Source organism: Micromonospora marina (assembly GCF_900091565.1).
Lineage (GTDB): Bacteria > Actinomycetota > Actinomycetes > Mycobacteriales > Micromonosporaceae > Micromonospora > Micromonospora marina.
The window spans coordinates 240,752-254,048 of the sequence record NZ_FMCV01000002.1; the positions used below are offsets into that span (position 1 = coordinate 240,752).

General features: G+C 71.4%; 13 protein-coding genes. 8 read left to right on the forward strand and 5 right to left on the reverse strand.

Translation table 11 applies throughout. From position 1 onward, the window contains the following. Nucleotides 1-208 precede the first annotated feature (208 nt). Nucleotides 209-763, forward strand: coding sequence for a hypothetical protein (locus tag GA0070215_RS03720; RefSeq protein ID WP_018788536.1), 555 nt, complete (start codon nt 209-211; stop codon nt 761-763). 38 nt (nt 764-801) lie between these two features. Here the strand turns inward: GA0070215_RS03720 and GA0070215_RS03725 are convergent, their stop codons facing one another. From GA0070215_RS03725 to dnaA, 5 genes are all read right to left on the reverse strand, one after another. Continuing rightward, nucleotides 802-1,407 (reverse strand): DciA family protein, encoded by a 606-nt coding sequence (locus GA0070215_RS03725; protein WP_091041772.1) that lies wholly within the window; start codon nt 1,405-1,407, stop codon nt 802-804. Continuing rightward, entirely contained in the window at nt 1,397-2,530 is a 1,134-nt protein-coding gene (gene recF / locus GA0070215_RS03730; RefSeq protein WP_091041776.1) for a DNA replication/repair protein RecF, read from the reverse strand. The genes GA0070215_RS03725 and recF overlap by 11 nt, the downstream gene beginning before the upstream one ends. 16 nt (nt 2,531-2,546) lie before the next feature. Next, a complete protein-coding gene (gene gnd / locus GA0070215_RS03735) occupies nt 2,547-3,419 on the reverse strand; it encodes a phosphogluconate dehydrogenase (NAD(+)-dependent, decarboxylating) (RefSeq protein WP_091041780.1) in 873 nt (290 codons plus the stop codon). 40 nt (nt 3,420-3,459) lie between these two features. Continuing rightward, a complete protein-coding gene (gene dnaN, locus GA0070215_RS03740; RefSeq protein ID WP_026268632.1) occupies nt 3,460-4,593 on the reverse strand; it encodes a DNA polymerase III subunit beta in 1,134 nt (377 codons plus the stop codon). A gap of 926 nt (nt 4,594-5,519) precedes the next feature. After that, entirely contained in the window at nt 5,520-7,364 is a 1,845-nt protein-coding gene (gene dnaA / locus GA0070215_RS03745) for a chromosomal replication initiator protein DnaA (RefSeq protein WP_091041784.1), read from the reverse strand. 576 nt (nt 7,365-7,940) lie between these two features. Between dnaA and rpmH the strand changes: the two genes are divergently transcribed. The 7 genes from rpmH to GA0070215_RS29470 all read left to right on the forward strand — a co-directional run bounded on the left by rpmH (nt 7,941) and on the right by GA0070215_RS29470 (nt 13,278). After that, nucleotides 7,941-8,078, forward strand: coding sequence for a 50S ribosomal protein L34 (gene rpmH, locus GA0070215_RS03750; protein ID WP_018788530.1), 138 nt, complete (start codon nt 7,941-7,943; stop codon nt 8,076-8,078). A gap of 34 nt (nt 8,079-8,112) precedes the next feature. Beyond that, on the forward strand, nt 8,113-8,526 hold the full coding sequence (rnpA, locus tag GA0070215_RS03755; protein ID WP_091041788.1) for a ribonuclease P protein component: 414 nt from the start codon (nt 8,113-8,115) through the stop codon (nt 8,524-8,526). A gap of 44 nt (nt 8,527-8,570) precedes the next feature. Next, nucleotides 8,571-8,810 carry a membrane protein insertion efficiency factor YidD gene (gene yidD / locus GA0070215_RS03760; RefSeq protein WP_013477538.1) on the forward strand — a complete coding sequence of 80 codons (240 nt, stop codon included), beginning with the start codon at nt 8,571-8,573 and terminating at the stop codon, nt 8,808-8,810. Next, nucleotides 8,811-9,803 (forward strand): membrane protein insertase YidC, encoded by a 993-nt coding sequence (gene yidC / locus GA0070215_RS03765; RefSeq protein ID WP_018788528.1) that lies wholly within the window; start codon nt 8,811-8,813, stop codon nt 9,801-9,803. Between the two features lie 208 nt (nt 9,804-10,011). Further along, on the forward strand, nt 10,012-10,602 hold the full coding sequence (locus GA0070215_RS03770; RefSeq protein WP_036346880.1) for a Jag family protein: 591 nt from the start codon (nt 10,012-10,014) through the stop codon (nt 10,600-10,602). A gap of 341 nt (nt 10,603-10,943) precedes the next feature. Beyond that, complete coding sequence (gene rsmG, locus GA0070215_RS03775; protein WP_369754078.1) at nt 10,944-11,696, forward strand: 16S rRNA (guanine(527)-N(7))-methyltransferase RsmG; 753 nt, start codon at nt 10,944-10,946, stop codon at nt 11,694-11,696. 247 nt (nt 11,697-11,943) lie between these two features. Then, nucleotides 11,944-13,278, forward strand: a complete 1,335-nt coding sequence (locus GA0070215_RS29470) for a ParA family protein (protein ID WP_091041791.1) — start codon at nt 11,944-11,946, stop codon at nt 13,276-13,278. Nucleotides 13,279-13,297: the final 19 nt, after the last annotated feature.

Sequence of the window (13,297 nt, forward strand, 5' to 3'; positions counted from 1 at the left end):
GCCAACAGGGCGGTGCCGCGCCACCGGCCACCGTGAGCCGCGACGGTCGTCCGACCGGTGATCGACGGCTGCCCCGACCGGGGGTCGCGGCCGGGCCCGGCGTGCCGTAGCTTTTGCGGCGCCGCCGTTGCGGTCTTGATCTTTTGCGCCCGGAACCGGGACGATCGTCGGAGATGGTCCGAAAACGCTTGGTGAGAGGTGACGCCAGATGGGGCTGGACAACGTCGCGGTGCATTGGCCGCGGACCGGCCGCTTCTACGACCCGGTCGCGCCGGCTGAGTTCGTGGACTTCGGCGAGATCGTGGACATGCCCCGGATCTCCGCGCCGACCGCGGCGCTCGCCGAGCTGATCGCGAAGACCGGCACGGTACGCGCGACCGCGTACACCGAGTTGGTCGACCTGATCCTGGGGCTGGAGAATGTGCTCTACGCCACGGAGAACGCGGTCGAGGACGAGGATCCGGTGATCGATCCGGACGGCTGTTCCTGGATCGCCGAGGGCGTGGAGAAGTTCATCGCCCGGCACCGGCCGTCCGGCGAGGCGGTCACGTTCGAGTCGGTGAGCGAGGTGCTGCGCGCGCTGCTCGGCGACGGGCGGCTGGCCGAGCAGCAGCTCCGCTGGCTGGACAGCCGGCTCGACCGGCTGCGCGACGAGAACGGCGATCCGCCGCAGTGGAACTTCACCTGCGCCGAGCTGAGCGTGCTGGCGGCCTTCTACCGGCGCTGCGCGGAGCGGGGTTTCGCGGTCTACGCCGACGCCTGACCGGGCGCCGACGCCTGGGCGAACACGGCCGGGTGTCGTCAGCCGTAGGTGTCACGGGGGCCGCGCCCGCGTACCCGCCGGGGACCGCGCGACCACGACGGCGCCGCCGGGCCGTGGATGTGCAGCTTGCGCACCACGTTGTGGCCGACCTCGCTGGCGATCTGCTTGAGCAGCGAACCCGCCAGCAGACGTAACTGCGTCGCCCAGGCCGTCGAACGCGCCTCCACCGTCAGCTCGCCGTCCTCCAGCTTGACCGGGCGGCTGTGCTGGGCGACCTCCGGGCCGACCACCTTCTCCCAGGCGCCGAACACGGTCGCCTCAGCCGCCGGCTGCTGCCAGCCGCGCGCCTTCATCAGCTTGTCCAGCACCGCACCGAGCGGCTGCGGGTCGCGCGGGTCCGGCCCCGGGCCGGAGTAGCCGCGCAGCCGCTTCTCGCCGTCCCCGCGGACCGCCCCGCGACGGCGCGGGGCCGCCGTCTGACGCCGGGCCTTCGCCGCGTCGAGCACCGCCCGCGCCAGTTCCGGCCCGGTCGTGCCCTCCGGCGGGTTCGCGGCCGGCTCGCCGCCCGCGGGTTTCCCCGGGGTACGCGCGTCGCGTCCCGGCCCGAGCCGTGCGGGCGGGAGCTGCACCTCGTCATCCGGCACGTCGCACCGTCCCCTCGCCCACCGCGTACCGGGTGCCGCGCAGCGTCGCCGGCACGTCGTCGTCCACGGCGCAGGTGACCAGAAGCTGACTCGCGCCGCCGACCAGCTCCGCCAGCCGTTCCCGCCGACCGGAGTCCAGCTCGGCGAAGACGTCGTCGAGCACCAGCACCGGCTCGATCCCGTCGGCCCGCAGCAGGTCGTACCCGGCCAGCCGCAACGCGAGCGCGTACGACCAGGACTCGCCGTGGCTCGCGTACCCCTTGGCGGGCAGCGGTCCCAGGGTGAGCGCCAGGTCGTCGCGGTGCGGGCCGACGAGCGTGGTGCCGCGCTCGATCTCGGCGGCGCGGTTCCCGGTCAGCGCGGCGGCGAGCGCCTCGGCCAGCGCCGCGCGGTCGGCACCGGGCTCGGGCAGCTCCACCGAGGGCCGGTAGGCGATGCCCGCCGCGCCACGGCCGGCGGCCACCGCGTCGTACGCCTTGGCCACGTGCGGGGTGAGCGCGGCAACCAGCTCCAGGCGGCCGGCGAGCAGGTCCGCTCCGTGCTGCGCCAGATGCGCGTCCCACACGGCCAGCGTCGACAGGTCGCCGCCGCGGGTGCCACCGGTCTTCCGCGCGAGGTACGAGGTACGCAGCAGCGCGTTGCGTTGCTTGACCACGCGCTCGTAGTCGGCGCGTACCCCGGCGTAGCGGGGCTGGCGGGTGACCAGCAGATCGTCCAGGTAGCGGCGACGTTCGGCCGGGTCGCCACGGACCAGTTCGAGGTCCTCCGGCGCGAACAGCACCAGGCGCAACGCGCCGAGCACGTCCCGGGCGCGTCGGGCCGGGGACCGGCCGAGCCGGGCCCGGTTGGCCTTGCCCGGGACGATCTCCAGCTCGACCAGCAGTTCCCGGCCCTCGTGCACCACCGCGCAGCGGATCACCGCCGAGGCGGCGCCCATCCGGACCAGCGGGGCGTCCGTGGCGACCCGGTGCGAGTCCAGGGTCGCCACGTAGCCGAGCGCCTCGACCAGGTTGGTCTTGCCGACGCCGTTGGCGCCGACGAGCACGTTCGGACCCGGCTCCAGGTCGACACCGATGCGCTCGTAGGAGCGGAAGTCGACCAGTTCGAGCCGGCGTACGTACACAGCCTGTGGATACCGGTCAGCGCTTGTGGACGGCGTGGCCACCGAACTGCTGGCGCAGCGCGGCGACGGCCTTCATCGCGGGCGAGTCGTCCTGCCGGGAGGCGAACCGGGCGAAGAGCGACGCGGTGATGACGTTGAGCGGAACGGCGAGCCGGACCGCCTCGTCCACGGTCCACCGGCCCTCGCCGGTGTCCTCGGTGTAGCCGCTCAGGTCGGCCAGCTCCGGATCCTCGTCGAGCGCCCGGTCCAGCAGGTCGAGCAGCCACGACCGGACCACGGTGCCCTCACGCCACGACTTGAACACGCCGGGGACGTTCGTCACCAGCTCCGAGGCGGCCAGCAGCTCGTAGCCCTCGGCGTACGCGTGCATCAGGCCGTACTCGATGCCGTTGTGCACCATCTTGGCGTAGTGGCCCGCGCCGACCGGGCCGGCGTGCACGAAACCGAACTCGCCCTCGGGCTTGAGCGCCTCGAAGATCGGCATGAGGCGCTCGACGTGCTCCTGCGCGCCGCCGACCATCAGCGCGTACCCGTTCTGCCGGCCCCAGACGCCGCCGGAGACGCCGACGTCGAGGTAGCCGATGCCCTGCTCGTTCAGCCGCTCGGCGCGCGGGGCGTCGTCGCTGAACCGGGAGTTGCCGCCGTCGATGATGATGTCGCCCTCGCCGAGCACACCGGCCAGTTCGTCGATGGTGGCGTCGGTGACACCGGCGGGAACCATGACCCAGACCGCACGGGGCGACTGGAGCTTCTCGGCAAGCTCGGCCAGGCTCGCGGCGTCGCTGATCTCCGGGTTGTGGTCGTAACCGACCACCTCGTGCCCGGCGGCGCGCAGCCGCTCCCGCATGTTGCCGCCCATGCGGCCGAGTCCTACCAGGCCGAGCTGCATCTGCTCCTACCTCCGTACGTCAGGGTCGTGCTGCCTGCGATCAGCGGGACACGCGGATCGGCATGATGAGGTAGCGGTACCCCGGGATGACCTCGCCATCCTCGCCGGCCGGGGAGATGACCGCGGGCTTGAACGCGTCGACGAACCGGAGCAGGGCGTGCTGGGCGCCCAGGTTGGCCAGACCGTCGATGAGGTACTGCGGGTTGAACCCGATGGTCAGCGGCTCGCCGCTGAACGTGGCCTCCATGGCCTCGCTGGCCCGGGCCTCCTCGGTGCCACCCGCCTCGACCACCAGACCGTCGGCGCCGAAGCTGAGCAGAACCGGGGTGGTGCGCTCGGCGACCAGCGCGACGCGCTTGACCACCTCGATGAGCGCGGCGACGGCGACCCGCGCCTCGGCGTTGTGGTCGGCCGGGAACAGCGAACGCACCGGTGGGTAGTTGGCGCCGTCGAGCAGCCTGCTGGTGGTCCGGCGGGTGCCGCCGGAGAAACCGATCATGCCCTCACCGGCACCGCCGGAGGACAGCGCCATGGTGACGTGGCCGCCGAGCGGACCGAGCGCCTTCGCGGTGTCGTGCAACGTACGGGCCGGCACCAGCGCGTTGAGGCTGATCTCCGGGTCGTCCGGGTTCCACTCCATCTCGCGCAGCGCGAGGCGGTAGCGGTCGGTCGCCAGCATGGCCATCGTGTTGCCGCTCAGCTCGATCCGGACGCCGGTCATCATCGGCAGCGTCTCGTCGCGGCCGGCGGCCACCGCCACCTGGGCCACGGCGGAGGCGAACGCGGCGGCGTCGACGGTACCGGCGCTCTCCGGCATCTCCGGCAGCGTCGGGTAGTCCTCCACCGGCATGGTCGGCAGCGTGAACCGGGCACTGCCGCAGACCAGTTCGAGGTGGGCGCCGACGGCGGCGATGTCCACCGGCTTGGCCGGCAGAGCCTTGGTGATCTCGGCGAGCAGGCGGCCGGAGACCAGGGCGGCGCCGTCCGCGTCGCCCTGCACCTCGACGGTCACCTGGCTGGAGACCTCGTAGTCGAAGCCGGAGACCTGGAGGTTGCCGTCGGTGACCCGGAGCATCACTCCGGCCAGCACCGGTACGGAGGGCCGGTTGGGCAGGCTCTTGGCGGTCCACGCGACCGCCTCGGCGAGCGCGTCGCGCTCCACTCGGAACTTCATCAATGCCTCCGCGTCGACGTCAGCGACAACTCTCTCATGCCGACCGCTGCCACCCGCCCCGCCCGACCGTGCGGGTACCCATCGCACCTTAAGGCGCTGGGGCATCGGCTGTGCGCCCGACCCCGTTGGTTCCAGGTGCCCGGGCGACTGCCGACGGCAGTGCTGCGGCCCGATCCACAGAAAGTCCAACGGTGATGATTGGTTTTTGTTGTTTAGAAGAGATAACTCATCGTCTTCATCGCACCTGTGCAAACTGTGGAGAACTAGCGTCCGCGCAGGTCACACACGTTATCCACCGGTGGTTTGGCTGTGGAGAACCAGGGGTAAAACCCGTGTCCCGGTCCACAGCCCTCGTCGTCCGCCGGGTTTTCCACGGCTGTCCACCGGTTGTCCACCGGTAATCCACCGGTTTTCTCCCCAGCGCTGTGGACAACGTCGGCCGGGTCCACAGCCGTCATCCCCAGAACCTTCAACAGCCTGCCCACAGGCGGACCGCCGCCTGGGGACAACGTGCTCGTCGTCCCCAGGCATCCACAGCGTCGTCCCCAGGAGTTGTCCACAGTCTGTGGGTAACCGGCTGGGCGCGAAGCGTGGCTGTCCACCGCCTGTGACACAGGGGCTGTGGACAACGGGTACGAGCTGTGGACGAGCACACGACCGATCCTGGGCCCTCCACCGGCTCGAGGGTCAACAGTTCCCCGCTGTCGGCAGCCCGCCACCCACGCGTCGCCCGCCCCCGCTCGCGTTGATCATGAAGTTGGCGGCACCCGACGGCCGATCCCGCTCCGGCGGCGTCCGAGCGTTCACCCCGTCGTGTTGACCAAGGAGTTTGGGGCAGGAACGACAGGCTTTCCCGACACAAACTCCTTGATCAACGCCGGAGGGCCCCATGGGGCAGCGGGCGGGGAGACTGCGCGGGGGGAGCGTCAGGTGTTCTGCTTGATGCGGTTGGTCAGCTCGGCGATCTGGTTGTAGAGCGAGCGCCGCTCCGCCATCTGCTGGCGGATCTTGCGGTCCGCGTGCATCACAGTGGTGTGGTCCCGGCCGCCGAACGCCTGCCCGATCCGGGGCAGCGACAGATCGGTCAGCTCGCGGCACAGATACATGGCCACCTGACGCGCGTTGACCAGCACCCGGGAGCGGGAGTGGCCGCGCAGGTCCTCCAGGCTCACGCCGAAGTAGTCGGCGGTGGACACCATGATCTGGTCCGCGGTGATCTCCGGGCCGGCGCCGTCGGGGATGAAGTCCCGCAGCACCTCCTCGGCCAGCGACAGCTCCACCGAGGACCGGGTGAGGCTGGCGAAGGCGGTGACCCGGATCAGCGCCCCCTCCAGTTCGCGGATCGAGTTCGAGACCCGGGACGCGATGAACTCCAGCACGTCCGGAGGCGCGAACAGCCGCTCCTGCGCCGCCTTCTTCTGCAGGATCGCGATCCGCGTCTCCAGGTCCGGCGGCTGGATGTCGGCGAGCAGGCCCCACTCGAAGCGCGTACGCAGCCGATCTTCGAGCGTCGCCAGTTGCTTCGGTGAGCGGTCGGACGTGATCACGATCTGCTTGTTGGCGTTGTGCAGCGTGTTGAAGGTGTGGAAGAACTCCTCCTGCGTCCGCTCCCGGTTCTCCAGGAACTGGATGTCGTCGATCAGGAGGATGTCCACGTCCCGGTAGCGGCGCTGGAACGCGCTCGTCTTGTCGTCGCGCAGCGAGTTGATGAAGTCGTTCGTGAACTCCTCGGTCGAGACGTACCGGACCGAGCGCGCGTTGCCGAGCGTCGTGGCGTAGTGCCCGATGGCGTGCAGCAGGTGGGTCTTGCCCAGCCCGGAGCTGCCGTAGATGAACAGCGGGTTGTACGCCTTCGCCGGTGACTCGGCCACCGCCACGCTCGCGGCATGCGCGAACCGGTTCGACGAGCCGATGACGAACGTCTCGAACATGTACTTCGGGTTGAGCCGGTTGCCGCCGCTCTCCGTACCGCCGGGGAGTCTGCGGTCGGCCTGGCCGCCGCCGGGGCGGTGGTGGTCGGCGCCACCGCGGCCGGGGCCGTTGTCGGTGGCGCCGTCGCGGGGCAGGCCGCGCATCGGCGCGGGGTCGGCAGCCGGGCGCTCCCGGTAGCGGGGCTCGTATCCGCCGGCGTCGGGCACCGGAGGTTCGATCCGGGTGCGCTCGTCGAACGCGTGGCGCTCGGGCGCGGTGCGCACCGGCTCGGCGAACGCGGCACTGAACAATGTGTCCTGCGCGTCCCGGCCGGCCGGGATCAGGTGCGGGCGACCGCCGTCGGCGGTCCGCTGGCGCGGCGCCGGCTCGTCGAGCGGCTGCTCCGGGCGCGGATCGGCGTACCCGGGCTCGGAGCGGGAATCGGCGTACCCGGATTCCGGGCGCGGCGACGGGAAGGGCGGGGCGGACGCCTGCGGGCCGGGCTCGTCGAAACCGGGCAGCGCGGCGGTGCCGTCGTGCTCGGGCAGCGGCTCCGGGCCGCTGCGGTAGACGGTGCCGGCCGGGCGGGCGCCCGGGCCGTCGGCGACCCGTACGGTGACCGCCACCTGGATCGGCCGGCCGAGCCGGCGGCTCAACGCCTCGGTGATGGCCGGGCGGAGCCGGGACTCGATCACGTCCCGGGTGAAGGCGTCCGGCACCGAGAGCAGCGCGGTGTCCTCGACGATCGCGCGCAGCCGGGTGAGCCGGAGGTACGCCCGTTGCTGCGCGGAGATGATCTCGTCGGCGAGCTCGTCGGTGGTCGCCGTCCACACCGCGGCAAGGTCGATCGCTCCGGTCACCGTCGTGCCACCCCCTCGCCTGCTCCTTCTCACGCCCGCCCGGACGGCTGACCGGTCGTCATCCACAAGTTATCCACAGCCTGTGTACCGACCGATTGTGGCCGCCCACCGGACGCGGGTCGGACCTGCCCCCCTCGATCCATGGAGGCGTTGAAGCGGGTTCACCGTGCCGAACGATTCAACAGCGTGTCCGGTCTTGCCGATCGGCGACAAACCCCGAACCCCCGACGCCGACCGCAATCGCGCACGCTAACAGCGCGGACCCCACAGCATCAACCGGCGACACCCTGACGACCTTGGCAACATCAGTGAAAACCGCCCCTTCGGTCGCGCTTGCCCGCAGGTCGGGCGCCCGAGTGTGACGTTTGACGGTCATTGCGCCCCTGCGTAGGCTGGAGCGGCTGCTCTCTCGCCCTCTGCTAGGGTGATTGATGCTTGCTGTCCGTGGCTGTCACCCCGCATCACCGGGGAGCGTGTCACGGCAGCGCCGATCGGAGGTCACCGACAGGTGATCTGAACCAGCACACGACCCCGGGCGATCCGCCGCGCGGGGCGTACGACAACGGAGAGCCTGACGTGAGCAAGCGCACCTACCAGCCGAACAACCGCCGGCGCGCGAAGACCCACGGCTTCCGGCTGCGCATGCGCACCCGTGCCGGCCGCGCCATCATCGCGACCCGTCGCTCCAAGGGCCGCGCCCGCCTGTCGGCCTGACGCCGACAGGTCCGGTCCGGGGACGTGGGCAGTCGTGCTGGCCGCCGCGCAACGACTGCGGCGCAGTAGCGACTTCGCCGCAGCGGTCCGCGGTGGCCGACGCGTCGGCCGCGGTGCCGTCGTGGTCCACCTGACCCTCCCCGGATCGATCGGCACGACCGCGACACCCTCGCCGAAGCCGGCGCGAAGCAGCGGTGCGGAGACATCCGCACCGAGCCGCGCCGGCTTCGTCGTGTCCAAGGCCGTCGGCGGCGCGGTGGTCCGCAACAAGGTCCGCCGCCGGCTCCGGCACCTGGTCCGCGAGCGGCTGGCCGAACTGCCCGCCGGCACCACCCTCGTGGTACGCGCACTGCCCGCCGCCGCCGACACGACGTACGCCCGGCTCGGGGCCGACCTGGACGCGGCCCTCGCGGCCGCGCGGGCCCCTCGGGGACGGCGGTCGCGGTGACCGGTCCGACGACGGCGGCTCGGCCGCGCACAACCGGTGCCCGCCTGCTGCTGGCGCCCATCATCGCGTACCGTCGGTGGATAAGTCCGGCTCTGCCGGCCCGCTGCCGGTTCTACCCGTCGTGCAGTGCCTACGCCGTCGAGGCGGTGTCCCGGCATGGTGCGCTGCGGGGAGCCTGGCTGACGGTCCGTCGGCTGTCGCGCTGCCATCCCTTCCACCCTGGTGGACACGACCCGGTTCCGGAGCCGGGCGACCGCCGCCGTTCCGACGTGACTGGAGCCTGAGTGTTTAGTCTCGACTGGATCTACTACGCGATCTCGTGGATCCTGCTGGCCTGGCACTCGGCCTGGGACGCCATCGGAGTGCCGGTCGGGGCCGTGATCGGTACGAACTGGGCCTGGATCCTCGCCATCATCTTCCTGGTGGTGACGGTCCGGGTGATCCTGTTCCCGGTCTTCGTCAAGCAGATCAAGTCGCAGCGTGCCATGCAGGCGCTCCAGCCGAAGGTCAAGGAGCTCCAGGAGAAGCACAAGGGTGACCGGGAGACGCTCCAGAAGGAGATGATGGAGCTCTACCGGAAGGAAAAGGCCAACCCGCTCATGGGCTGCCTTCCGATGTTCCTCCAGATCCCGGTCTTCCTGGGCCTGTTCCACACGCTGCGCCGGCTCAGCCCGGACAACCAGGGCAAGACCCTGTACGGCTGGACCGTCGACCAGTTCGACAGCGCCTCCAACGCGACGCTCTTCACCGCGCCGATCTCCGGCAAGTTCGGCTCCACCGCCGAGGAGCTGAGCCGGCTGGGCGCGAGCACCGGCACGGTCAAGGTGGTCGCTGGCATCCTGGTGATCATCATGATCGCCACCACCTACCTGACCAGCCGCCAGATGATCCTCAAGACCGGCTGGGCCGAGGACCCGCAGCAGCGGATGGTGCAGCGGCTGATGCTCTACGGCATCCCGCTGTCCCTGCTGGTCTCGGGCGCGATCTTCCCCATCGGTGTGATCATCTACTGGGTCACCAACAACCTCTTCACGCTCGGCCAGCAGCAGTGGGTGCTGCGGAAGTTCCCGCCGCCGCCCACGGCCAAGAGCACCAGCGCCGCCCCCAGTAAGGGCCCGGTACAGCCGGCCAAGGCCGGTGGCCTGTTCGGCCGCAAGGCGGCCCAGCCGCCCGCGAAGGCTCCGGCAGCCGCGCCGAAGGTGGCCGGCCCGAAGCCGGGCGCCAAGCCGGTCAACCCGAAGAAGGGCGGCAACAGGCCCGCCAAGCGACAGGGCTGAGCCCGCCGGGCCACCGTTGCGATCCCGGCGGTGGCCCGTTCCGGCCGCGTGCTGCCTCCGAGGAGTCGGTGCCGCGCCGGAATCGCCGCGCGGAGCGCGGACACGGGCGAAACTGGCCCGTACAGACGTGCCCGAGGGCACCCGGCGAACCTCCCGCCGGCCCCGGGAGACCAGCGGACCCCGACGGTCCGGCCGAGCGAGTACGGAGATGAGACCCGTGACCGAGACCAGCATCCCCAGCGCCGACCAGTCCCTGGACGAGGAGACCCCTGTCACCGCCGCCACCGAGACCGAGGACGCCGCGGGCGAGGCCCGGGAGAAGAAGGCACCGGCCGACAGCGACCTGTTCCGGCAGAGTGAGATCGCCGCCGACTACGTCGAGGGTCTGCTGGACATCCTCGACTACGACGGCGACATCGACGAGTTGGTCTCCGGCGGCCGTCCCGTGGTCGAGGTGGTCGGCGCCCGGCTCCAGAACCTGGTCGGCCAGCGCGGCGCGACCCTCGAGGCGCTCCAGGAACTGACCCGGCTGGCCGTGTTCCGTCAGACCGGCACCCCGAGCCGGCTGCTGCTCGACGTCAGCGGCTACCGGGCGGCCCGTCGCAAGGAGCTGGCCGCCGTGGCGAAGAACGCGGTCGAGAAGGTCAAGGAGCACGGCGAGCCGGTGCGCCTGGAGCCGATGTCCGCGTTCGAGCGCAAGTGCGTGCACGACGTGGTGAACGCGATGAGCGGGGTGGAGAGCGAGTCCGAGGGCGTCGAGCCCAACCGCCGCATCGTCGTCCGGCCGGCGGCGGACTGAGGTCCGTGATCTCCGACGAGACGACGGCAGGAGCCGTGACCGGCCCGGGTGGCACGCCGCCCGGGCCGTCGGCTGTGCGCCCCGACAACACTGTCGACCCGGTCTTCTCCGACGACGACGGGCCGGCCGACCCGGCGTACCCGGGAAGGGCCGGTACCGACCCGGGCGAGCCCGCCTTCTCCGGCGGACCGGCGGTGGTGACCGGGGTGGAGCCCGCCGACCCGGCGGTGGACGTGACGCCTGCCTTCTCCGGTGAGCAGGCGGCGGACGTGACGCCGGCCGACCCCGCCGCGGTGGCCGACCCGGTCTTCGCGGAGCCGTCGGCGGACACACCGTCCCTCGTGGACAGTGGCGCCGAGCCTGATCCGGCGTCGGCGACGCTGCCGCCCGAACTGGCGGAGGCCGCCCGCTCGTTGTTCGGGGACCGGCTCGACCTCGCCGCCGCGTACGCCGAACTGCTCGCCACCGACGGTGTGGTCCGTGGCCTGATCGGCCCCCGGGAGACCCCGCGCCTCTGGGAGCGGCACCTGCTCAACTGCGCGGTGGTGGCGGAACGGATTCCGGAGGGCGCCCGCGTCATCGACGTCGGCTCCGGTGCCGGGCTCCCCGGTCTGGTGCTGGCGATCGCGCGTCCCGACCTCACCGTGACGCTCGTGGAGCCGCTGGCCCGGCGTACCGCTTTCCTGATCGAGGCGGTGCAGCGTCTCGGCCTGACCCGGGACGTCCGTGTGTTCCGTGGGCGGGCCGAGGAGGCGGCGGCCGGCTCGCGTGACCGGGAGCCGCTGAGCGCCGACATCGTGACGGCACGCGCGGTGGCGCCGCTGGACCGGCTCGCCTCCTGGTGCCTGCCGCTCGTGGCTGCCGGCGGCCGGCTCGTCGCGCTCAAGGGCGCATCGGCCGCCGATGAGATCACCGAGCACGCCGAGGCCGTGATCCGCCTCGGCGGTGGTACACCGGAACTGCATAGATGCGGCGAAGGGGTGATCGAAGCCCCGGCGACGGTGGTCGAGGTGGTCCGGGAGCGCGTGGTCAACCCGCGCCGTCCGAAGAAGCCGAAGCGGTCGCGTGGCGGTCGCCGTCGCGGAGACCGCTGAGCGGGTACGCCATTCCGCACGCCCCGTCCGGTCGTTGGACCGGTGGGCGTGACGCGATCGATCGCAACCCGACATGGACCCACCGCGCCCGTCGGCCGTAGGCTGACCGCGCGTCGATAGTGTGGAACGGCGGTGCCGGGGCGGCACCCGAACCCGACGGTTCCCGCCGAGCCGACTGCGCCGTGCGAGGCGCGGACGCGATTTCGACGGGTGCGGACCGACCATCCGGAGCGGGTAGGGATGACAGGTGCATGACGACGGCAGGTACGACGATCCACGGTTGACCGGACCCGGAGGCCAGCCCTCCACCGACCCCGTTTCACGTGAAACCAACTACCAGGAGTGGACGGTGAACGAGTCCGGCGAACCGTCCTCCTCGTACCCGGCTCAGTCGTCCAAGCGGCGGGAGCCGCCGGCCGGCGGGCCCGTGCGCCCCGTCTCGTCCGTGCCGGCGAACGTACCGCCGGCCCGCGACCCGCTCGACCCGGCCGACGGTCCGGTGAACGCGCCGACCCCGCGCCCGTCAGCGGTGCGGGCGAACGCCGCAGTGCCCACCCGCTACGAACCCCAGCCGCCCGTCTCGACCGTGCCGTTTCAGGCCGCCCCCGAAGCCGTGTCGGCGTCCGACACGCCACAGGCAGACGGGTACGGGGACGAGGTAGACGCCAGCACGTACGTTTCACGTGAAACCCCGACGCGCGAAGAGGATGATCCACCGTTGGCTATGGAGGCGATGCGCGCCGTGCAGATCCTGAATCCCAGTGGCGAGGTCACCATGCCGCGCCCCGACCGGACCCGGGTGATGTGCGTCGCCAACCAGAAGGGCGGCGTGGGTAAGACGACCACCACCGTGAACCTCGCAGTGGCGCTCGCGCTCCACGGCAACCGGGTGCTCGTGGTCGACCTTGACCCCCAGGGGAACGCCTCCACCGGTCTGAACGTGCCGCACCACACGGGCGTGCCCGACGTGTACGACTGCCTGATCGACAGCGTGCCGTTGGAGGAGGTGGCCCAGGCGGTCGAGGGCATCCCCAACCTGTGGTGCGTACCGGCCACGATCGACCTGGCCGGCGCCGAGATCGAGCTGGTCTCGGTGGTGGCCCGGGAGTCGCGCCTGGCGCGGGCCATCGCCGCGTACCCGGGGCACTTCGACTACGTCTTCATCGACTGTCCGCCGTCGCTCGGCCTGCTCACCGTCAACGCGCTCGTGGCCGCGCAGGAGGTGCTGATCCCGATCCAGTGCGAGTACTACGCGCTGGAGGGCCTGAACCAGTTGATAAACAACATCAACCTGGTTCGTCAGCACCTCAACCCGAAGCTCGAGGTCTCCACCATCCTGCTCACCATGTACGACAGGCGTACCCGGCTGGCCGACGCGGTGGAGCAGGACGTCCGGAACCACTTCGGCGACAAGGTGCTCCAAGCCGTCATCCCCCGCAACGTGCGTGTCTCCGAGGCACCGAGCTACGGCCAGTCGGTGATGACCTACGATCCCGGTTCACGGGGAGCCACGAGTTACTTCGAGGCCGCCCAGGAGATCGCGGAACGAGGCGTCAAGGAGCCGGTGAGCCGGAATGCGTAATGCGGAGATGTCGCTGGGA

Excerpts from the sequence above, each read along its gene's own strand:
- gnd (WP_091041780.1), bottom strand. The coding sequence starts at position 3,419 with ATGCAGCTCGGCCTGGTAGGACTCGGCCGCATGGGCGGCAACATGCGG.
- dnaN (WP_026268632.1), bottom strand. The coding sequence starts at position 4,593 with ATGAAGTTCCGAGTGGAGCGCGACGCGCTCGCCGAGGCGGTCGCGTGG.
- GA0070215_RS03720 (WP_018788536.1), top strand. The coding sequence starts at position 209 with ATGGGGCTGGACAACGTCGCGGTGCATTGGCCGCGGACCGGCCGCTTC.
- GA0070215_RS03770 (WP_036346880.1), top strand. The coding sequence starts at position 10,012 with ATGAGACCCGTGACCGAGACCAGCATCCCCAGCGCCGACCAGTCCCTG.